Source organism: Pseudomonas donghuensis, assembly GCF_000696345.2.
Taxonomy (GTDB): domain Bacteria; phylum Pseudomonadota; class Gammaproteobacteria; order Pseudomonadales; family Pseudomonadaceae; genus Aquipseudomonas; species Aquipseudomonas donghuensis.
This window is the reverse complement of the sequence record NZ_CP071706.1, coordinates 1,746,029-1,766,631: the sequence shown is the minus strand read 5'-3', so window position 1 is coordinate 1,766,631 and position 20,603 is coordinate 1,746,029. Positions and strand designations below refer to the sequence as shown.

The 20,603-nt window shown below is 62.1% G+C and carries 20 protein-coding genes; 7 read left to right on the top strand and 13 right to left on the bottom strand.

Features of this window, described 5'->3' with window-relative positions; all coding sequences use genetic code 11:
• Nucleotides 1-39: 39 nt before the first annotated feature.
• The 9 genes from flgG to BV82_RS08065 all read right to left on the bottom strand — a co-directional run bounded on the left by flgG (nucleotide 40) and on the right by BV82_RS08065 (nucleotide 7,098).
• Nucleotides 40-825 carry a flagellar basal-body rod protein FlgG gene (gene flgG, locus BV82_RS08105; RefSeq protein WP_010224968.1) on the bottom strand — a complete coding sequence of 262 codons (786 nt, stop codon included), beginning with the start codon at nucleotides 823-825 and terminating at the stop codon, nucleotides 40-42.
• Between the two features lie 45 nt (nucleotides 826-870).
• Entirely contained in the window at nucleotides 871-1,611 is a 741-nt protein-coding gene (locus tag BV82_RS08100) for a flagellar basal body rod protein FlgF (RefSeq protein WP_010224966.1), read from the bottom strand.
• 190 nt (nucleotides 1,612-1,801) lie between these two features.
• A complete protein-coding gene (locus tag BV82_RS08095; protein WP_010224963.1) occupies nucleotides 1,802-1,993 on the bottom strand; it encodes a hypothetical protein in 192 nt (63 codons plus the stop codon).
• A 72-nt stretch (nucleotides 1,994-2,065) separates the two neighbouring features.
• Nucleotides 2,066-3,439: a flagellar hook protein FlgE gene (gene flgE / locus BV82_RS08090; protein WP_010224962.1), complete on the bottom strand. Its 1,374-nt coding sequence runs from the start codon at nucleotides 3,437-3,439 to the stop codon at nucleotides 2,066-2,068.
• Nucleotides 3,440-3,470: 31 nt separating this feature from the next.
• Nucleotides 3,471-4,193 (bottom strand): flagellar hook assembly protein FlgD, encoded by a 723-nt coding sequence (gene flgD, locus BV82_RS08085; protein ID WP_010224961.1) that lies wholly within the window; start codon nucleotides 4,191-4,193, stop codon nucleotides 3,471-3,473.
• 15 nt (nucleotides 4,194-4,208) lie between these two features.
• Complete coding sequence (flgC, locus tag BV82_RS08080) at nucleotides 4,209-4,652, bottom strand: flagellar basal body rod protein FlgC (protein ID WP_010224960.1); 444 nt, start codon at nucleotides 4,650-4,652, stop codon at nucleotides 4,209-4,211.
• A 3-nt stretch (nucleotides 4,653-4,655) separates the two neighbouring features.
• Nucleotides 4,656-5,063 (bottom strand): flagellar basal body rod protein FlgB, encoded by a 408-nt coding sequence (gene flgB, locus BV82_RS08075; RefSeq protein WP_010224959.1) that lies wholly within the window; start codon nucleotides 5,061-5,063, stop codon nucleotides 4,656-4,658.
• A gap of 225 nt (nucleotides 5,064-5,288) precedes the next feature.
• The gene (gene cheR / locus BV82_RS08070) at nucleotides 5,289-6,116 is read right to left on the bottom strand and encodes a protein-glutamate O-methyltransferase CheR (RefSeq protein WP_010224957.1); all 828 of its coding nucleotides are present in this window, start codon (nucleotides 6,114-6,116) and stop codon (nucleotides 5,289-5,291) included.
• Nucleotides 6,117-6,168: 52 nt separating this feature from the next.
• Entirely contained in the window at nucleotides 6,169-7,098 is a 930-nt protein-coding gene (locus BV82_RS08065) for a chemotaxis protein CheV (RefSeq protein WP_010224956.1), read from the bottom strand.
• Between the two features lie 69 nt (nucleotides 7,099-7,167).
• Here BV82_RS08065 and flgA point away from each other — a divergent pair, with 69 nt between their 5' ends.
• From flgA to BV82_RS08045, 4 genes are all read left to right on the top strand, one after another.
• Entirely contained in the window at nucleotides 7,168-7,920 is a 753-nt protein-coding gene (gene flgA, locus BV82_RS08060; RefSeq protein ID WP_036994311.1) for a flagellar basal body P-ring formation chaperone FlgA, read from the top strand.
• A gap of 168 nt (nucleotides 7,921-8,088) precedes the next feature.
• A complete protein-coding gene (gene flgM / locus BV82_RS08055) occupies nucleotides 8,089-8,406 on the top strand; it encodes a flagellar biosynthesis anti-sigma factor FlgM (RefSeq protein WP_010224952.1) in 318 nt (105 codons plus the stop codon).
• Between the two features lie 45 nt (nucleotides 8,407-8,451).
• Entirely contained in the window at nucleotides 8,452-8,919 is a 468-nt protein-coding gene (locus tag BV82_RS08050) for a flagella synthesis protein FlgN (RefSeq protein ID WP_010224951.1), read from the top strand.
• An 80-nt stretch (nucleotides 8,920-8,999) separates the two neighbouring features.
• Nucleotides 9,000-9,743: a flagellar brake protein gene (locus BV82_RS08045; RefSeq protein WP_010224950.1), complete on the top strand. Its 744-nt coding sequence runs from the start codon at nucleotides 9,000-9,002 to the stop codon at nucleotides 9,741-9,743.
• A 64-nt stretch (nucleotides 9,744-9,807) separates the two neighbouring features.
• Here BV82_RS08045 and BV82_RS08040 read toward each other — a convergent pair whose 3' ends face one another.
• The 4 genes from BV82_RS08040 to bkdR all read right to left on the bottom strand — a co-directional run bounded on the left by BV82_RS08040 (nucleotide 9,808) and on the right by bkdR (nucleotide 16,835).
• Entirely contained in the window at nucleotides 9,808-11,145 is a 1,338-nt protein-coding gene (locus BV82_RS08040) for an MFS transporter (protein WP_036994460.1), read from the bottom strand.
• 137 nt (nucleotides 11,146-11,282) lie between these two features.
• Complete coding sequence (locus BV82_RS08035; protein WP_174242322.1) at nucleotides 11,283-12,524, bottom strand: glutamine synthetase family protein; 1,242 nt, start codon at nucleotides 12,522-12,524, stop codon at nucleotides 11,283-11,285.
• Between the two features lie 227 nt (nucleotides 12,525-12,751).
• Nucleotides 12,752-16,222, bottom strand: coding sequence for a glycosyltransferase (locus tag BV82_RS08030; RefSeq protein ID WP_036994309.1), 3,471 nt, complete (start codon nucleotides 16,220-16,222; stop codon nucleotides 12,752-12,754).
• A 121-nt stretch (nucleotides 16,223-16,343) separates the two neighbouring features.
• A complete protein-coding gene (gene bkdR / locus BV82_RS08025) occupies nucleotides 16,344-16,835 on the bottom strand; it encodes a Bkd operon transcriptional regulator BkdR (protein WP_010224946.1) in 492 nt (163 codons plus the stop codon).
• Between the two features lie 201 nt (nucleotides 16,836-17,036).
• On the opposite strand from bkdR, the gene BV82_RS08020 reads away from it, so the two are divergent.
• Genes BV82_RS08020 through BV82_RS08010 form a run of 3 tightly spaced genes read left to right on the top strand, consistent with a single transcriptional unit; the run spans nucleotide 17,037 to nucleotide 20,601 of the window.
• Nucleotides 17,037-18,269 carry a 3-methyl-2-oxobutanoate dehydrogenase (2-methylpropanoyl-transferring) subunit alpha gene (locus tag BV82_RS08020; protein ID WP_010224945.1) on the top strand — a complete coding sequence of 411 codons (1,233 nt, stop codon included), beginning with the start codon at nucleotides 17,037-17,039 and terminating at the stop codon, nucleotides 18,267-18,269.
• A 1-nt stretch (nucleotide 18,270) separates the two neighbouring features.
• Complete coding sequence (locus BV82_RS08015) at nucleotides 18,271-19,329, top strand: alpha-ketoacid dehydrogenase subunit beta (protein ID WP_010224942.1); 1,059 nt, start codon at nucleotides 18,271-18,273, stop codon at nucleotides 19,327-19,329.
• Nucleotides 19,330-20,601 (top strand): dihydrolipoamide acetyltransferase family protein, encoded by a 1,272-nt coding sequence (locus tag BV82_RS08010; protein ID WP_036994307.1) that lies wholly within the window; start codon nucleotides 19,330-19,332, stop codon nucleotides 20,599-20,601. It abuts the gene before it with no gap.
• Nucleotides 20,602-20,603 lie beyond the last annotated feature (2 nt).

The following is a 20,603-nucleotide window of genomic DNA, read 5'->3' as shown; positions in this document are numbered from 1 at the left end:
GTGTAACAGGCGCCGTTCAAGCGACCTCGAAGACTTCACTTACAGGTTCTGGGTAACGTACGAGAGCATCTGGTCGGCGGTGGAGATGACCTTGGAGTTCATTTCGTAGGCACGCTGGGTAGTGATCATGTTGACCAGCTCTTCCACGGTGCTGACGTTGGAGTTTTCCAGGGTCTGCTGCTGCACCACGCCAAAACCGTTGAGGCCCGGGGTACCGATTTGCGGCGCGCCGCTGGCGGCGGTTTCCAGGAACAGGTTGCTGCCCATGGCCTGCAGGCCGGCCGGGTTGATGAAGTCGGCGGTCTGGATGTTGCCGATGATCTGCGCCGCCGGGTTGCCGGCAGTGGTGATCGACACGGTGCCGTCCTGGCCGACGGTGAAGGTCTGCGCCTCGGGCGGCACGACGATCGCAGGCTCCAGGGCAAAGCCGTTGGCCGTGACGATCTGGCCATCGGAGTTCAGGTGGAAGGTACCGTCACGGGTGTACGAAACAGTGCCGTCCGGCTGCAAAATCTGGAAGAAGCCACGGCCATTGACCGCCATGTCCAGCGGGTTCTCGGTGGTCTGCAGGCTGCCGGTGCTGAAGTTCTTCTGGGTGCCGACGATGCGCACACCGGTACCGACTTGCAGGCCCGACGGCAGTTCGCTGTCCTGGGTCGACTGGGCACCCGGCTGACGCTTGATCTGGTAGAGCAGGTCCTGGAACTCGGCACGATCACGCTTGAAGCCGGTGGTCGAAACGTTGGCCAGGTTGTTGGAAATGGTGGTCAGGTTGGTGTCCTGGGCGGACAAACCGGTTTTACTGACCCAAAGAGCCGGAAGCATGCTGTTCTCCTCGCGCGCCTGTTTTACGGCGCTACGTCTGTGTAATTAGCCGATTTGCAAAACCCGAGCCATGGCTTCGTCGCCTTCCTTGGCCGTGGTCATCATCTTGACGTGCAATTCGAATTGACGGGACAGCGCCAGCACCGAGGTCATTTCCTCGACCGCATTGACGTTGCTTGACTCCAGGAAACCGGAGACCACCTGGACGTTGGCATCGGCAGCGGCAGGCTGGCCGTTCTTGGTATGGATCATGCCGTCCAGGCCCTTGGTCATGTTCTTCAGGTCCGGGTTGACCAGCTTGATGCGGTCGACCTCGGCCATCACCCGCGGGCCTTCGCCCATGGCGCGAATACTGATGGTGCCGTCCTGGCCGACCTCGACCTTCTGCTCTGGCGGCACGGCAATCGGACCGCCGTTGCCCATCACCGGCATGCCGTTGCCGGCCCGCAGCACGCCCAGACCGTCAATGTTCAGGCTGGCGGTGCGCACATAGGCTTCACTGCCATCAGGGGCCTGCACGGCGATAAAACCGTCACCGCCGATGGCGATATCCAGGTCGCGACCGGTCTCCTGCATCGAGCCCGGGCTAAAATCGGTGGCCGGGCGCTCGGTCATGGCATAGGCCCGCGCCGGAAAGCTGTCACCAAACACCGGCATCGAACGCGCCTGCTCCAGGTCGCGCTGAAAACCGCTGGTGGAAATGTTCGCCAGGTTGTTGGCATGGGCCTTTTGCGCCAGCGCGTTCTGGCTGGCGCCGGTCATGGCCACGTATAGCATCTTGTCCACAGTCATCCTCCGCTGCGCTGGCGAACACTTGCCGTCCGCCGCTGCTCTGCAGTGCCTGTAGCAAGTTTCAAACCAACTTTTACAAACAACGGAAAACGCCCGGCAGACAAGGGCTTGAGCGGCGCACGAAGAGAACCGCGAGAGAAGCGCCGTCGAAAATACGGCGCCGGTTTGCCGCTAGCGGCAAGTTTCAGTAGTCACGGCAACCGGCATTGTTGAACGGCCCGGCAAACAGCTTCCAGCCCGGCCCCGGGGAAAACTGCGCGCACACCAGGCGACCGTCGGCCTGGCTTTCCCAGCGATACCATGGCGCCATATCGGCCCAGGCCTGAGCGCCCAGCACTCCCGCGAGCAGCAAGGCAACACTTAAACGTCGCAGCATGATCCTTACCCTTGAAACGACAGACCCCTTCCGAGAAAGGGGTCTGTCCATACTCAACTCACGCCACCCGAATCAGGTCATCTGAATGATGGTCTGCATGATGGTGCTCTGGGTGGAGATGGTTTTAGCGTTGGCCTGGTAGTTGCTCTGCGCCTTGATCAGCTCGACCAGCTCGTTGGTCAGGTTGACGTTCGAGGCCTCCAGCGCGTTGGACTTGATCGCACCCAGGGTGCCAGTGGTCGGCGCATCGATACCCGGAATGCCCGAGGCGAAGGTTTCTTTCCAGCGCGTACCGCCCATCTGCTCCAGGCCCTGCTCGTTGGCGAAGCTGGCGATGGCCACCTGGCCAATGGCGCGAGACTGCTGGTTGCTGAAGCTGGCGAACATTACACCGGTGGAGTCGATGCTCAGGCTGGAGAGAATGCCGGTGGCATAGCCGTCCTGGGACTGGGACATCCGCGCCGTCTCGGTGTTGTAGGAGGTGGTGCTGTTCATCGACAGACGCATGCCATCCGGGTTGCCGCTCGAACCGTTAGGACCCCACGTATTGGTAGTCTTGTTATACACCGCCGGAATCCAGCCCTTCATGGTGAAGGTGTTGTTGGCCACACTGAACTCGTACTGACCTGGCGGCGTGGTCGGCACACCGGCGGCACTGGTGGACATGGCCTTGATGCTGCCATCGGAGTTGAAGCTCATGGTGCCGGTCAGTGGCGTGGCGCTGGCCGGATCGTAGGGGTTGCGACCGTCGACCAGGGTGTACATGGTCCACTCGTTGGTGTCGGTCTTGCGGTAGTACTGCTCCATGACGTGCTCGTTACCCTGACTGTCGTAGACCTTGGTCGGGAACGACTTGGTGTAGGTGCTTTCGTCAGTCGGGTTGAACGGCGCGTTGGGGATAGTGGCAGCCGGGTTGCTCGGATCAGGCTTGGTCAACGGAATCGGCGATGCCGACGAGTTCAGGTTGATACCCTGGTCGATCAGCGTGGTCGACTTCGGCGCCAGCGCCGAGGTGTCGATCTTCAGATCGGTCAGCACGCCCTTGGCAATCTTGCCGGTGGAGTCAGCGGCGTAACCCTGCAGGCGGATACCGTCTGCGGTGACAACGTAGTTGTCCTTGTTGGTCTGGAACGCACCGGCACGGGTGTAGCTCAGCGAGCCATTGTCGCTGAGGACGAAAAAGCCCTGCCCCTGAATACCCATGTCCAGCACGTTGCCGGTGTTGTTGACATCACCCTGGCCAAACTGCTGCGACACCGCCGCCAGGGTCACGCCGTTACCGACGGTCTTGCTGCCGACGCCGAGCTTGCTCGCCGAATAGGCGTCAGCGAACTCGGCACGGGACGATTTGAAGCCGGTGGTGGCAACGTTGGCGATGTTGTTGCCGGTCACGTCCAGTTGCTTGTTGGCTGCATAGAGACCGCTAAGGCCGATATTGAAAGACATCTTTCCACTCCTTGTGCCGCGTTAGCCGGCTCTATATACCGATGGTTTGGACTTTGGACAGGGCAACGCTGCCCAGGCCGGCGAGGTTGAGCATCAGCTCGCCACCCGTCTGACTGATAGTGACGCTGCTGACCGTGGCCGGCAGCAAGGTGTACATCTCCACCTGCTTGCCCTCGACCTTGGTCTTGGCGGCAAAGCTGTAGGTGCCCGGGTCGACTTTCTGGCCCGCGTCGTTGGTACCGTCCCAGATGAACTCGGCGTTGCCCGCCTTGGTTTCGCCCATCTGCAGGGTCTTGACCACCTTGCCATCCTTGTCGGTGATGGTGATGGTCGCGGCACTGATGCTCTGTGGCACCACCACGGAGCCGGTGAAGCTCTTGGTGGTGTCGACCACCGCCTTGTCGCTCTGGGTGATGACCGAGCGGCCGACCAGCGACGAGGCCTGCAGGGCCTGGGACGACTTGTAGTTGCCGGTGATCGCATTGACCGACTCGTTCAGGCTGGTAATGCCTTCCAGGCTACTGAACTGCGCCAGCTGGGCGACGAATTCACTGTTGTCCTGCGGGTCGAGCGGGTTCTGGTGCTGCATCTGGGTAACCAGCAGCTGCAGGAACGCATCCTTGCCCAGGGTTTGCTTGTTGCCGGCCTTGGCGGCGACGGTGCTGCCCAGGGAACTGGTCTCAGTGGTCTTCTTGCCGGAAGACTTGATGACGTCGTTCAGGCTGAGCGTGCTGTCTTTGACGGTAGTAGCCATTGGCTTAGTCCTTTATCACTGACCCAGGGTCAGGACCTTCTGCATCATGGTTTTAGCCGTGTTCATCAGCTCGGCATTGGTCTGGAACGAGCGGCTGGCGGAGATCATGTCAGCCATTTCTTCCACCACGTTGACGTTCGGGTAGTAGACATAGCCGTCCTTGTTCGCCGCCGGATGATTCGGCTCGTAGCGCGCCTCGAGGTTGCTCTGGTCTTCGACCACGCCAAGCACCTGCACGCCCTGCCCTGCAGCGTCCTGGTCCTGGAACAGCGATTGGCTGACACCGGCCTGGGCCTGCTGGAAGGTGGTGGCGAATACCGGATGACGGGCGCGGTAGGTCTGGTCGATGCTCGACGAGACGGTCTCGGCGTTGGCGATGTTCGAAGCGACGGTGTTCAGACGCGTGGTCTGGGCGCTCATGCCGCTACCGGCAATGTTGAAGACACTGGCGAGGGACATGACTTACTCTCCGCGCAGGGCCGATACCAGCCCTTTGAATTTACTGTTGAGCAGCGTGAAGCTGGCCTGGAAGCCCACGGCGTTTTCCGCGTAGCTCGATTGCTCGAGCTGGGCATCGACGGTGTTCTGGTCGATCGACGGTTGCATCGGCGTACGGTACTGCAGGGACTCGTCACCCATGCTCAGGCCTTCGGCCTCGATGTGCCGGGCGTTGGTACGATCCAGCGAGAAATGGCCCTTGCTGGTCTGCTCGGCCTGGGCCGCCAGGACCGAAGCGAAGTCCATGTCGCGCGCCTTGTAGTTCGGCGTGTCGGCGTTGGCGATGTTGTTGGCCAGCACCTCGGCGCGCTGGGCGCGAAAGCCCAATGCCTTTTCGTGGATGCCGAGCGCTTTGTCGAAGCTGATGCTCATGTCGGGGAAACCTTCGAAGGTTTTTCGTTGACTGAGCTAGAGCAAGAGCCATGCCAAAAAACAAAACCCCGTAAATACGGGGCTTTGAGGCGTTTGCCGCTGGCGGCAATGCCAGAAAAGTGGCAAAAGAGCGGCAAGCGGCAAGCTTCAAGCGGCAAGAACAAGCCAGGCGGTGCACGATCTGCTCTTTCTTGCCGCTTGAAGCTTGTGGCTTGCCGCTAAGGCCTATTTGGCCTGATAAATGATCCCCGGGCTGCACTGGACCATCTGGTAATGATCCGGCAAGCCATTGAGCGCCTCGGAAGCGCCAAGGAACAGGTAGCCACCCGGCTTGAGCGTGCCGTGAATGCGCAGGAGGATGTCCTTCTTGACCTGGGCCGAGAAGTAGATCAGCACGTTGCGGCAGAACACGATGTCGAATTTGCCCAGGCTCGCGTAGCTGTCGAGCAGGTTGAACGAGCGAAATTCGACACGACTGCGGATCGGCGCCTTGATCGCCCAGCGCCCCGGCCCCTTGACGTCGAAGTAGCGCTGCAGGCGCTCCTGGGACAGACCGCGGGCAATCGCCAGGCTGTCGTACTCGCCGGTCTTGCAGTTGGTCAGCATCGAGCCGGACAGGTCGGTGGCAACGATCTGCGCCCCCATCTTCAACTGGCCGATATTGCTGCGCTCGAACTCGTCGATGGCCATGGAGATGGAATACGGCTCCTGCCCCGACGAGCAGGCCGCCGACCAGATGCGCAGGCGCTGACCGGGGTTGGCCTTGATCTGCTCGGGCAATACCTTGTTCTTGAGCACTTCAAACGGATAGGTGTCGCGAAACCAGAGGGTTTCGTTGGTGGTCATGGCATCGACCACCTGCTCGCGCAAGCCACTGCGCGGCTGGCTCTGGATCCGTTGCACCAGTTCGCTCAGGGACTTGATGCCCTGCTGCTCCATCAGCTTGTTGAGACGGCTGGAGACCAGGTATTGCTTATTTTCGCCCAGCAGGATGCCACAGGCTTTTTCCAGGAAGACCCGGAACTGTTCGAAATCCAAATTACCCGTAGACAATGATGCCGCCTCTTAAATCGTATGTACCGCCAGGGGCGATCGCCCCTGGCCGTTAGTGCGTGGCCTTGATCCGATCAACAACGCGCTGGGCGAGGTCGTCCGGCCGGAATTTGGCCAGGAAGTCATCGGCACCGACCTTCTTGACCATCGCCTGGTTGAACACCCCGGACAGCGAAGTATGCAGGATGATGTGCAACTTTTGCATGCGCGGGTCGCTGCGAATCTCGGCGGTCAGGGTGTAGCCGTCCATCTCCGGCATCTCGATATCGGAGATCATCATCAGGAACTCTTCTTCCGGACGCTTGCCCTCGTCGACCAGCTTGCGCAGGTAGTCGAGCGCCTGGCGGCCATCGTTGAGCGCCACCACCTCGACGCCGACGGTCTGCAGGCAACGGCTGACCTGCTTGCGCGCCACCGACGAGTCATCGACCGTCAGCACCCGCAGCATCACCGCCTTGTCCTGCACCTCGGCATCGACCACACCGGCGGAAATCGCCTCGGAGGTCGGCGCCACTTCGGCGAGGATTTTCTCCACGTCGATGATTTCGACCATCTTGTTGTCGACCCGGGTCACTGCCGTCAGGTAGTGATCGCGCCCGGTGCCCTTGGGTGGCGGATGGATCTCCTCCCAGTTCATGTTGACGATGCGCTCCACCGAATGCACCAGAAACCCCTGGGTCTTGGTGTTGTACTCGGTGATGATGACGAAGCTCTTGCTTGTTTCTTCACTCAGACCGGGCATCCCGGTCGCCATCGCCAGATCGAGGATCGGGATGGTTGCCCCACGAATATTCGCGACCCCGCGCACTACCGGGCTGGACTTGGGCATCACCGTCAGGTTCGGGCATTGCAACACTTCCCGCACCTTGAACACGTTGATGCCGTAGAGCTGCTCGCCATTGAGGCGAAACAACAGCAGCTCCAGGCGGTTCTGCCCTACCAGTTGCGTGCGCTGGTTCACCGAATCCATTACACCAGCCATGCCAGACTCCTTCACCAAACGCTTCGAGCTTCGTACCCAGTCGGCACGCGCTTTGCTTTTTTTAATCGTATGAACACGAAAACGACATTTTTCCGACGCCTGACCCGCCACCTGCCCGGCTTCCTTGCTGCGCTGTGCCTGCTGGCCCCTGGCGTTCGAACTCTGGCTGACGCTTTCACCTTGCCTGAACAGCTTATCGGTGTCACCCAGGGGTTTCTTGAATTCACCGTAGAAGACTATCTGGCCACCAGCCAGACCGAGGGCCGCTACGAGATCCAGGTCAACAACCTCGACCCGCGCCTGCGCATGCCGCTGTGCGACCAGCAACTGGGCGCCTCGCTGGAGAGCCCGGCGCAGCCATTGGGCCGTGTCACCGTGCGGGTTCGCTGCGACGGCAGCTCACCGTGGACGGTGTTCGTGCCCGCCCAGGTACGCCTGTTTCGCAATGTCGTGACCGTGGTCCGCCCGCTCAAGCGCGACAGCATTGTCGGTGAACAGGACGTAGCCCTGCGCGAGCGCGATGTAGGCATGCTCAACCAGGGTTTTCTCGGCAACCTCGACCAGGCAGTCGGGCTCAAGGTTATCCGACCAACGGTCATGGACCAGGTACTCCCCCCCCAGCACCTGGAGCAGGCCGAGGTGGTGCGCAAGGGTGATCAGGTGGTGATTACCGCGCGCAGCGGCAGCCTGGCCGTGCGCATGCCCGGCGAAGCCCTGAGCAAGGGCGGCCTGAGCGAACAGATCCGGGTGCGCAACCTCAACTCCAAACGGGTGGTCAAGGCCAGGGTGACCGGCCCGGGCCAGGTGGAAGTGGCCATGTAAGTACTTGAATCAGGAACAACACTGGCGATCAGGAACTGCTTTTCCTAAACTGTGTCCCATTGGGTGCCCAGAACTGGCCGCGCAGGCCGCCGTGCATTTGCGCCTAAAGTTTCTTTCGGGTTGGCCGAAAACAAGGCAAGCGTCCAAATACCCAGAGGTTTTCTGATCATGGTCATCGACTTCAGTCGTTTGAATAACTCCCCGTCGGTTGCCGGCGGCGTGCGCACTGGCAGCAGCCAGGAAAGTACTGCCAGCACGGCTTCGGCCAAGGCCGGCAGCGCCGTTGAGCACAGCGCCAGCGGGGAAACCGTACACCTGAGCCACGAGGCCCAGCAGTTGCAAAAGGTCAGCGACAAGCTGCGCGACCAGCCGATTGTCAACAGCGCCCGGGTGGCCGAGTTGAAACAGGCTATCGCCGACGGCAGCTACCAGGTCGACAGCAACCGCGTCGCCAGCAAACTGCTTAATTTCGAAGCCCAGCGCTAGCCCCTGGCGCGCTGACTTCAGGACGCTTGAACCAAAGAGCCAGCCATGCACGACACCACTCTGCTGCAACTGATCGAGAGCGATATTGCTCCAGCGCAAGATCTGCTCGAGTTACTGCAAACCGAAGCCGCTGCCCTGCACGGTCGCGACATGCCGCTGCTGGAAAACATCCTGGCGCGCAAACAGTCGCTGGTGATCCAGCTCGATCAGCAAGGCCGCCGACGCAGCGAGCTGCTGGCCAGCCTGGGTCTTTCCCAGGACCGCGAGGGTGTTGCCCAACTGGCCAGCCAGTCGCCTCTGGGTGAACTGCTGCTGCAACAACTGGACGCACTGGGCAAATTGCTGGGCGACTGCCAGGCAGTCAATGAGCGCAACGGCCGCGCCATCCTGCTCCAGCAGAGCACCACGGCCAACCAGATCAAAATCCTCATGGGCGGCGAAACACCGTCGCTTTACGACAGCCGTGGGTCAACCTCTCCCCTTGCCAAGCCACAGGCACTCAGCCAGGCTTGATTCCCTGTATCAAGGCACGGAACATACTGGCAAAATGCCGTAACTTGCGTGTGACGTTTTTGCCTGGAGATTGATTAACCGTGTTCAATGAAGCAGAAGCTCCGCAGCCTCCGAAGGTGCTGACTACCCCTTTGGAAATTGCCGCCAACTTGCGGTCGCTGCAAGAGAGCCATGACCCGCTGATCATCACCTTCCACGAACGCAGCCAGCGTTTTCAAAGCTATGTGGTCGAAGTCGACCGCGAAGGCAATCGCCTGGCCCTTGATGAAATGATCCCCCGTGACGGCGAACGCTACCTGCAGAATGGCGAACCGTTTCGCGTCGAAGGCTTTCATGATGGTGTGCGCATCGCCTGGGAGTGCAACACCCCACTGAGCATTGTCGAGGCCGACGGCCATCGCAGCTACCGCGGCACCCTGCCCAGCGAAGTGGCCTATCACCAGCGCCGCAATGCCTTTCGCGCGGCACTCAAGCTTACCCAGCTAGTGGATGTTGTCCTCGACGGCGACAAGCTCAAGGGCAATGGTGCCCTGCGCGGCAAACTGCTGGACATTTCCGCCACCGGCTGCAAGTTGCGCTTCGAAGGCAATGTCGAAGAGCGCCTGCAACTGGGCCAGGTCTACGAAAAGTTCGCCACCGGTGTGCCGCTGGGCTTGTCTCAGGTTGAGGTGGAACTGCGCCACTTGCACTTCGAAGAGCGTATCAACGCCACCTTCGCTGGCGTACGCTTTCACAACCTCAACGGGCAGATGCAGCGCAAGATTGAAACCTTTGTCTATCAGTTGCAGCGTGAAGCGCGGCGCTTCGATAAAGACGACTACTGAGTCGACCCCTATCGCGGGTCAAGCCTGCTCCCCCGTGTGGGAGCGGGCTTGACCCGCGATGGCATCACACCTGCATCGGCTTGACCTCTTCAGCCACAACCTCAGCTTCAGCCCCCTCCTCCGCCTCGGTATCCTCTGCTGCCACCGGCGTCTGCATCTGATCCTGCACCACCTGCTCGTCAACCCGTGGGTCCAGCGCTGCCGACAATGGCGAACCGGCCGCCGGCATGGCCACGTGATGCAGCGGCGCGTCGTCGACCTGGTGCAGGCCGGTAACCGCTTTCGGACGGATGCGCCAGACCAGCACCAGGGCGAAGAAGACGAAGAAGGCATAGAGCATCTGGTTGCCCAGCACCTTCATCAGCACCCCGGCCACCAGCGGCCCGATACTCGCGCCTACGCCATAGGTCACCAGCAGCATTGCCGTCAGCGAAACCCGTCGCTCGCTCTCGACGTGGTCGTTGGAGAACGCCACCGCCAGCGGGTACAGGCAGAACTGCAGCAATGACACGGCAAAGCCGACTACGAACAGCACCTCCAGCGGCACGCTGGGCATGATCGCCAGCGGCAAGGCGACAATCGCCAGGCCCACCGCAACACTGCGAATCAGCACGGCGCGGTCGTAGCGATCGGACAACCAGCCCAGCGGCCACTGCACCAGCAGCCCGGCAAAAATACAGCAGCCCATGAACAGACCGACCTGCTCGGTACTCAACCCCTGCTTGGCTGCATACAACGGTGCCAGGCCATAGAAGGAACCGACAATGAGCCCGGCACCGAGCACCGTACTCAGCGACTGCGGCACACGCTTGATAAAGAAGCGCGGCTCCATCGGCGCAGGCCGCAGCGGCGCCGGGTGAATCCGCCGAGTGAGCGCCACCGGCACCAGGCACAGGGCAAAACACATGGCCACCAGCATCAGCAGCTCAAGGCCCAGCTGCGGGTGCGCCACCAGAATCAACTGGCCGAGCACCAGCCCCAGATACGATGCGATCATGTAGCCACTGAATACCGCACCACGCTGTTTGGCGTCAGCCTGCTCGTTAAGCCAGCTCTCGATGACCATGTACTGGCACATCATCCCCAGGCCGACGATGACCCGCAGTACCACCCAGGCCGGCAACCAGCTGACCAGACCATGGCCGAGCACCGCCGCCCCGACGATACCGGCGCAGGTAGCGTAGGCACGGATATGCCCGACCCGGGCAATCAGCCGGTGGCCGATCTTGCCGCCCAGGGCCAGGCCGAAATAGTTGGCGGCCATCAGTGCACCGACCCAGAGGCTGTCGACATGATCGGCAGCCAGGCGCAGGGCCAGGTAGGTACTCAACAAGCCGGAGCCGATCAACATCATCAGCGCCGCGAAATACAGCGCGCGAAAAGACTTCCAGATCTGTCGCATCAGCGTCCCGATTGGCTCCTTGAGCGGATGGAAAAACTGCTTGAAAGCATAAGTGAAAAAAACCGCCTTGCCGTCGGCGAGCATAAAAAAACAGGTGGCAGAGCGTTTTCGAAAAATGTCCGCCACCTGCCTTGATGCTATGCCTGGGCGGCCAGTACGCGGCGCTCCCACGGGGTGATCTCATCGAGGAAACTGCTCAACTCCAGCGTCTTGGTGGCGATGTAGCCTTCGATGAACTCCTTGCCGAACAGTTCCCGCGCCAAGTCGCTACGCTTCAGACGCTCCAGGGCCGCATGCAAGGTACATGGCAGGCTCAATTGATCCGGCACCTCGAACTCGCCCTGGATAGCCGGGGCGGGTTCGAGCTGCCGCTCGATACCGTGCAGGCCCGCCGCCAGGCTTGCGGCGATCGCCAGGTACGGGTTGGCGTCAGCGCCCGGCAAGCGATTCTCGACCCGTCGCGCCTCCGCCGAGCTGGCCGGGATGCGCAGGCCGGCAGCGCGGTTGTCTTCGGACCAGCAGGCATTGTTGGGCGAGGCATAGGGGTGACACAGGCGCTGATAGGAGTTCACGTTCGGCGCGAACAAGGCGGTGAAATCCGCCAGGCACGCCTGCTGGCCGCCGATGAAGTGATAGAAGGCCGGCGTCGGTTTGCCCTGTGCATCGCTGAACACATTGCCGCCGCCCGCCACCTCGACCACGCTCTGGTGAATGTGCATGGAACTGCCCGGCGTGTGCGCCAGCGGCTTGGCCATGCACACCACGGTCAGGCCATGCTTGAGCGCAACTTCCTTGAGCAGGTGCTTGAACAGCAGGGTCTGGTCGGCCAGCAGCAGCGGGTCGCCGTGCAGCAGGTTGATCTCGAACTGACTGACGCCCATCTCGTGCATGAAGGTATCGCGCGGCAAGCCCAGGGCGGCCATGCAGCGATAGACCTCGTTGAAAAACGGTCGCAAGCCGTTGTTGGAACTGACGCTGAACGCCGAATGACCTTGCTCGCGGCGACCATCCTTGCCCAGCGGCGGCTGAAACGGCTGGCTGGGATCGCTGTTGGGGGCGAAGACAAAAAACTCGAGCTCCGTCGCCACCACTGGCGCCAGGCCACGGGCAGCGTAACGGGCGAGCACGGCCTTGAGCAGGCCGCGAGTGGACAAGCCCGAGCTTTCACCACTGAGCTCTAGCGCATCACAAATCGCCAGGGCCCGGGGCTCATCGCTCCAGGGCAGGCGATAAATATGGTGTGGATCGGCCACCAGCGCCAGGTCGCCGTCGTCGCTGCCATAGAAGCGCGCCGCCGGGTAACCGCCCATGATGCATTGCAGCAGAACGCCGCGGGCCATCTGCAGGCGGCGACCTTCGAGAAAGCCTTCGGCGGTCATCACCTTGCCGCGAGCAACGCCATTGAGGTCCGGGGTAATGCACTCGATTTCATCAATGCCCGTCAATCGCTCGGCGAGAGAACGTTGGCCATTGCTCGTCATGACTTGGTCCTTGTTATCTTTAACAAGCCGCGAACGGCGACCCCTCAACATAGTCTCGGGGTGTTAAAAATATCAAGCACTCACACCAGGGCAATGCCATTGGCATTGCCCTGTAGAGACAAGCCTCAGTCGCCGAGCCAGGCGCTGCGCCATGCATCCAAAGTCCCCTGGTCAAGCATCCACTCACGCTGCACCGCCGCCCGCAATTGCAGACCCGCCTGGCGCAATGCGGAGCGGTCAGCCAACTGCGCACGGATGGCCTGTACCCAGTCAGCGGGACTGTTGTTGACGCGAGTGACCGGCAACGTCGTGCGATAGCCAGGCATGTCACTGCAGACCACCGGGAAGCCGCAGGCACCATACTCCAAGAGACGCTCAGGGCCCTTGAACTCGCTGCCCAGGCTCGCCCGCAAAGGTGCCAGGGCCAGATCCAGATTGAGGCGGGCCAGCGCCTGGGCACGCTGTGCTGGCGCAACAACGGGATGAAGCTCCTTGATATGCGCACGCAGCGCGGGCGGACAGCAGCCATACATGACCCAGTCGACCTCTGCCGACAGGGCCTCGATCACCTCGGCAATCGAGGCAAGATCGTCCGCCTCCGCCGGCGCCCCAAACCAACCCACCCGCGGCCGCGCCGGACGCTGCGCCGCAGGTTCCGGCAGCAGCCACTGCTCAGGGTCCAGACGACTTTCGATCAAGCGCACATCTGCATGCAGATGCCGCCCGACCTCGGCCATCATCGAAGTCGCCACCACCACCCGGTCGACCTCAGCCAGCATTTCACGCAGCAACTGCATGTCTTCACGGGACTCGGGCAGCACATCCAGCTCGTAGACCCGGGCAGCGCTGGAGTACGCCTTGATGCTGCGCAGCGCCTGGAGCTTGGCCGGCTCTGCACGCCCGTGCATGACGATCACCTGGGCACCAAAGCGTTCGAGCTCGACAGCCCCGGGCAGGGTTCCAACCTGAGCGGTCTGAATCGTTGCCAGTTGTTGATGGCGGTGCAGCGGCTGGCCCAGACGATCCCAGGCGCTGTAGCTTTGCTGATCGACATGGGCCAGAACGACCGGCGCGCCGAGGCTGAACAACGGCCGCCAGTTCAAGGCCAGCGAGCCGAGCATGCTGGCGCTGCGATCATCCAGCGAAACATTGCCGTTGCAGGCCGGGTCGCGGGCAAGCTTCGCCAGCCAGCGCTCACACAGTGCACGCTGGGTCGTGCCGGCAAACGGCGCGAGCTCGGCAGTGTTCATGTACAGGCAGCGCGCCGCCCACACCGTCAGATAGCCATGCTGCCCCAGGCGCAGGCACAGGTCGACATCGGCGCCTTCGTCGGCGAAAGCCGACGCATCGAAGCCGCCCGCCTCGGCAAACAAGGCCGTACGCACCAACAGGCAATCCTGTGTCACCGCGCTGTAGTTCTGGTCCAGCTGCAGACGACCGAGGTAACCGGACGCTTCGCCGCTGTCACCGGCAAACACCCGGCCGGCCCCGGAAAACACCCCGGGAAGCAAACCGGCGTGGGAAATTTTGCCGTCCGCCGAAAAACCCTTGCCGCCGACCACTGCCACTTCCGGGCGCAAACCGTGATTGAGCAGGTGCTGCAACCATTGCCCCTCGATCACCGCCGATTGGCTGGAGAAGAACAACAGCAACTCACCCGAGGCGTACTCGGCACCGAGGTTCCTTGCCGCACTGGCAGTGCACAGGCTTTCGGCACGCACGATGCGCAATTGCCCCGGGGTGAACTGTTCGACATCCTGCAACCACTGGCTGACCTCCTGCGGCGCGTCACCGCACTCAACCACCAGCAATTCGTAGTGCGGGTACTGTGTATGCTCCAGCACGCTGGTGAGGCAGCGCTCCAGTGCCGCCAGATCGCTGTTGGCGACGACCACGATCGAGACCAGGGGCTGATGCACATGCCCATAATCAATGGCAAAGCGGCCCTCACCGAACGCCGACACCTGGGCATCACTGTAGCCACGCGCATCCAGGTGCTGCGTGATTGCCAAGTGCCCGGTATTGGCCTCAATAACGGGCGGCCGGCTGAACAACAGCGGTTCTGGAATGTGCCCGAAACCATTGATGCCATGCTGGTTGACCAGGCGCAGAATCAGCTCGAACTCCATCGCCCCAGCGAAGCCTTCGCTAAAGCCGCCACAGGCCAGCAGTGCCTCTCGGCTGAACAGCCAGTGGCCAGCCATCACCGAAGGATTGCTGAGCAAAAAGTCCAGGTTGAAGCCCGGCCGCAACCCTACGCTGACCTGCCCCTTGGCATCACGCGTGGCGTAATCTGCGAACACCGCCGCACAGGCTGCAGCACCCGGCAGCTCGAGGGCGACGCAAGTGAGGCCGGCGGCGGTAAATTCCTCCCCTGCCCGGGCCAGCAGCACCCAATCACAGCGGCTTTGCTCAAGCAACTGGTTGAGCTGGGCAGCCAGTGCGTGCGGCAGCAGCTGCATCAACGTGCAAGGCGAAGGGCCAGCCTGCACTTGCGGGTCGGCGCTGAGCACCATGACCTGCGGGGTATAGGCCGAATCCTGGCGATACAGGCTGTCAAGCGTAAGCTGCAGCGCCTGGCGGTCAGCGTCAGGGTCGAGGACAATAATGCCGATGTTCGGCTGCTGTGCCCGGCCCTGCAAATGCTCGGCAAGCAACCGGCGATGTTCAGCACCCAGCACACGCCCGTCCATCCAGTGGGCAGTGAACAGCGCCGTTTGCACACGGATCGAGTTATCGATGATCATCTTCATGAGGTTGACCGGCTGGAACAGCGAGCCGGGTTGCAGCGGTGCCACATCAACCATCACACCGCCTGAAGGATCAGCCCAGCCCAGCTCATAGACGCTGCGGGTAAAGTCCTTCTGCCCTTGGCCAGCCTCCAATTGGGCCCAATTGACCCGACTGAACTGCTGTTGCGACACCCGATAGCGGGTCAATGGCCGCTCCAGCAAGGCCAGGTTGCCCCGCTGGAACAAGCGCGCCGCCATCGCCATGTCACCGAAGCCGACGATCAGTTTCCCCTGCAGCGACATCACCTGGTCGCCGAATGCCAGCAGATCCTCGCGTCGGCACAGCATGCAGCTCGGCTCACCGATGAAGTTGAGCGGGTAGCGCGCCAGGAACGCGACCAGTTGCGGCCCATCGATCACCACATCGTCAGCGAAGGGGAACATGTACGGCAATTTCGGCGGGGTGATTTCACCTTTCTCGTTGATCACCAGCCGTCGCGAGGATGCCAGGGCGATCGAGGGATCGCGCTCCATGACCTCGACCAGCGTGGCAACGCAATCGGGCAACAGCTCGTCGTCATCGTGCAGGGTCTTGATGTACTTGCCACGCGCCGCCTCGACACAGGCGACGGCATTGGGGATCTCACCAAGCGGCTGCTCGTTGTAGATGTAATGAATCGGTACCCGGCTGCTGTCGCGATAACGCTCGACGATCGCCGCGATCGCACCGCTGCGATTATCGTCGCAGATCACGATCTCGAGATTTTCGTACGTCTGGTTACAGGCGCTCTGCAGCGCTACCTCGAAGTAGTCAGACTTATAGGCGGGAATAACAACGCTGACCAGCGGGTTCGACGTAAGCATAGGAATTCAGGCACCACCGACAAATAGACAGGACACCCGCGCCGAACAGCCAAAAAGCCGACACCGCGAGCCGCGCCTAGCGCCAAAGCAAGTTCCAAGCCAGCGCGTTATGGGCGCCTGGCTACACGGTCCCCGGCAGGGTCAGGCCATTCGCCGGTAGCGGCAAGGCGGTCTTGTAGCGCACCTGCTTCAAGGCAAAACTCGAACGGATGTTGGCCACCCCCGGCAAACGGGTGAGGTAATCGAGAAAGCGCTCCAGGGCCTGGATGCTTGGCAGCAGAACGCGCAGCAGGTAGTCCGGATCGCCGGTCATCAGGTAGCACTCCATGACCTCCGGGCGTTCGGCAATCTCCTCTTCGAAGCGGTGCAGGGATTGCTCGACCTGCTTCTCCAGGCTGACATGAATGAACACGTTCACATCCAGGCCCAATACCTCCGGCGCCAACAAGGTCACCTGCTGGCGAATCACCCCCAGTTCTTCCATGGCCTTGACCCGGTTGAAGCAGGGTGTCGGCGAGAGGTTTACCGAGCGCGCCAGTTCGGCGTTGGTGATGCGGGCATTTTCCTGGAGGCTGTTGAGTATGCCGATGTCCGTACGATCCAGTTTGCGCATGAGAGAAAGTCACCTGTTTTTTGTCTTTATAAGGAATGTTTATCCGCAAGCCGCAGCAAAGGCAACGAACTTGAGAAAAATATTCTTCAGGCGCCGGAATATCATGTAGGGCAAGACTGACTAGCTGGTCACAAGCCAGATGTCAGTAGCGACCGCTTCAAAGCTCAACAAAAACACAAGACAGAGCGAGCGTAAAAAAGCATGAACGAGTACGCCCCCCTGCGTTTGCATGTGCCCGAGCCTACAGGCCGGCCAGGCTGCCAGACTGATTTCTCCTACCTGCGTCTGAACGATGCCGGCCAGGTCCGTAAACCTCCCGTCGATGTAGACGCCGCCGATACCGCGGACATCTCCTACAGCCTGATCCGGGTGCTGGATGACAAGGGCAATGCCCTGGGCCCCTGGGCCGAGGACGTCAGCCCCGAGATCCTGCGCCAGGGTATGCGCACCATGCTCAAGACCCGGCTGTTCGACAGCCGCATGGTGGTGGCCCAGCGGCAGAAAAAGATGTCGTTCTACATGCAGAGCCTGGGTGAAGAAGCCATCGGCAGCGGTCAGGCCATGGCCCTGAACCGCAGCGACATGTGCTTCCCCACCTACCGCCAGCAAAGCATTCTCATGGCCCGCGACGTGTCGTTGGTGGAGATGATCTGCCAGCTGCTGTCCAACGAGCGCGATCCGCTCAAGGGTCGTCAGTTGCCAATCATGTACTCGGTGCGCGAAGCCGGCTTCTTTACCATCAGCGGCAACCTGGCGACCCAGTTCGTCCAGGCGGTCGGCTGGGCCATGGCCTCGGCCATCAAGGGCGATACCAAGATCGCCTCGGCCTGGATCGGTGACGGCGCCACCGCCGAATCGGACTTCCACACCGCGTTGACCTTCGCCCACGTCTACCGCGCGCCGGTGATCCTCAACGTGGTCAACAACCAGTGGGCGATCTCCACCTTCCAGGCCATCGCCGGTGGTGAATCGACCACCTTCGCCGGTCGTGGCGTGGGTTGCGGCATCGCCTCCCTGCGGGTCGACGGCAACGACTTCATCGCGGTCTACGCCGCCTCGCGCTGGGCCGCCGAACGGGCCCGTCGCGGCCTGGGCCCGACGCTGATCGAATGGGTCACCTACCGCGCCGGCCCGCACTCGACGTCGGACGATCCGTCCAAGTACCGCCCGGCCGACGACTGGAGTCACTTCCCCCTGGGCGACCCGATCGCCCGCCTCAAACAACACCTGATCGCCATCGGTCACTGGTCCGAGGAAGAGCACCAGGCGGTCAGCGCCGAGCTCGAAGCCGAGATCATCAAGGCGCAGAAGGAAGCCGAGCAATACGGCACCCTGGCCGGCGGCCAGATGCCGAGCCCGGCGTCGATGTTCGAGGATGTCTATAAGGAGATGCCGGAGCACTTGCGCCGGCAGCGCCAGGAACTGGGGATCTGACATGAACGATCACAACACTTCAATCCAGTTGGAAACCGCCATGGCGACCACCACCATGACCATGATCCAGGCCCTGCGCTCGGCCATGGACATCATGCTAGAGCGCGATGACAACGTCGTGGTGTATGGCCAGGACGTCGGCTACTTCGGTGGCGTATTCCGTTGCACCGAAGGCCTGCAGGCCAAGTACGGCAAGTCGCGGGTCTTCGATGCGCCGATCTCCGAAAGCGGCATCGTCGGTACCGCCGTGGGCATGGGTGCCTATGGCCTGCGCCCGGTGGTGGAAATCCAGTTCGCCGACTACTTCTACCCGGCCTCCGACCAGATCGTCTCGGAGATGGCCCGCCTGCGCTATCGCTCGGCCGGCGAGTTCGTCGCCCCGCTGACCCTGCGCATGCCTTGCGGTGGCGGCATCTATGGCGGCCAGACGCACAGCCAGAGCCCCGAGGCGATGTTCACCCAGGTGTGCGGCCTGCGCACGGTGATGCCGTCCAACCCTTACGACGCCAAGGGCCTGTTGATCGCCTCGATCGAAAACGACGACCCGGTGATCTTCCTTGAGCCCAAGCGCCTGTACAACGGCCCGTTCGACGGCCACCACGACCGCCCGGTAACCCCGTGGTCGAAACACCCGGCCAGCGCCGTGCCGGACGGCTACTACACCGTGCCGCTGGACAAGGCGGCAATCACCCGCCCGGGCAAGGACGTCACCGTGCTGACCTACGGCACCACCGTGTATGTATCCCAGGTGGCCGCTGAAGAGACCGGCGTCGACGCCGAAGTCATCGACCTGCGCAGCCTCTGGCCGCTGGACCTGGAGACCATCGTCGAGTCGGTGAAGAAGACCGGCCGTTGCGTGGTGGTCCATGAAGCCACGCGCACCTGCGGTTTTGGTGCCGAGTTGATCGCACTGGTCCAGGAGCACTGCTTCCATCACCTCGAAGCCCCGATCGAACGCGTCACCGGTTGGGACACCCCCTACCCGCACGCGCAGGAGTGGGCGTATTTCCCCGGCCCTTCGCGAGTGGGCGCGGCATTGAAACGGGTCATGGAGGTCTGAATGGGCACGCACGTCATCAAGATGCCGGATATCGGTGAAGGCATCGCACAAGTTGAACTGGTGGAATGGTTCGTCAAGGTCGGCGATACCGTCACCGAAGACCAGGTCGTGGCCGATGTCATGACCGACAAGGCCACCGTCGAAATCCCTTCGCCGGTCAGCGGCAAGGTCCTGGCCCTGGGCGGCCAGCCCGGTGAAGTCATGGCGGTGGGCAGCGAGCTGATCCGCATCGAAGTCGAAGGCGCCGGCAACGTAGGCGCGGGCTTGCCCCGCGAAGAGGCCCCGGCGATCACCGCAAAGGCCCCGGAACCTGCCGCCAAACCGGCTGCACCAGCACCTGTTGCAGCACCCGCAGCCGCAGCACACCAGCCCGCCGCTATCGTCCCGCGCGAAGCTCACGAGCGCCCACTGGCCTCGCCTGCGGTACGCAAGCGCGCCCTGGATGCCGGTATCGAGCTGCGCTATGTACACGGCAGCGGCCCAGCCGGGCGCATCCTTCACGACGACCTCGACGCGTTCCTGGCCCAGCCAACCACCCGCAGCCAAAGCGCCCCTGGAGGTTACGCCAAACGCAACGACAGCGAACAGATCCCGGTGATCGGCCTGCGCCGCAAGATTGCCCAGCGCATGCAGGATGCCAAGCGTCGCGTCGCCCACTTCAGCTACGTCGAGGAAATCGACGTCACCGCCCTCGAAGAGCTGCGTCAGCACCTGAACAAGAAGTGGGGCGACAGCCGCGGCAAGCTGACCCTGCTGCCGTTCCTGGTGCGCGCCATGGTCGTCGCCCTGCGCGAATTCCCGCAGATCAACGCCACCTACGACGACGAAGCCCAGGTCATCACCCGCCACGGCGCGGTGCATGTCGGCATCGCCACCCAGGGCGACAACGGCCTGATGGTGCCGGTGCTGCGTCACGCCGAAGCCGGCAGCCTGTGGAGCAACGCCGGCGAGATCGTGCGCCTGGCCAATGCCGCCCGCAGCAACAAGGCCAGCCGTGAAGAACTGTCGGGCTCGACCATCACCCTGACCAGCCTTGGCGCCCTCGGCGGCATCGTTACCACACCGGTGGTCAACACCCCGGAAGTGGCGATTGTCGGAGTCAACCGCATGGTTGAACGGCCAATGGTCATCAACGGCCAGATCGTCATTCGCAAGATGATGAACCTCTCCAGCTCGTTCGACCACCGAGTGGTCGATGGCATGGACGCGGCACTCTTCATCCAGGCCATTCGCGGCCTGCTCGAACAACCTGCCCGCCTGTTTGTGGAGTGACC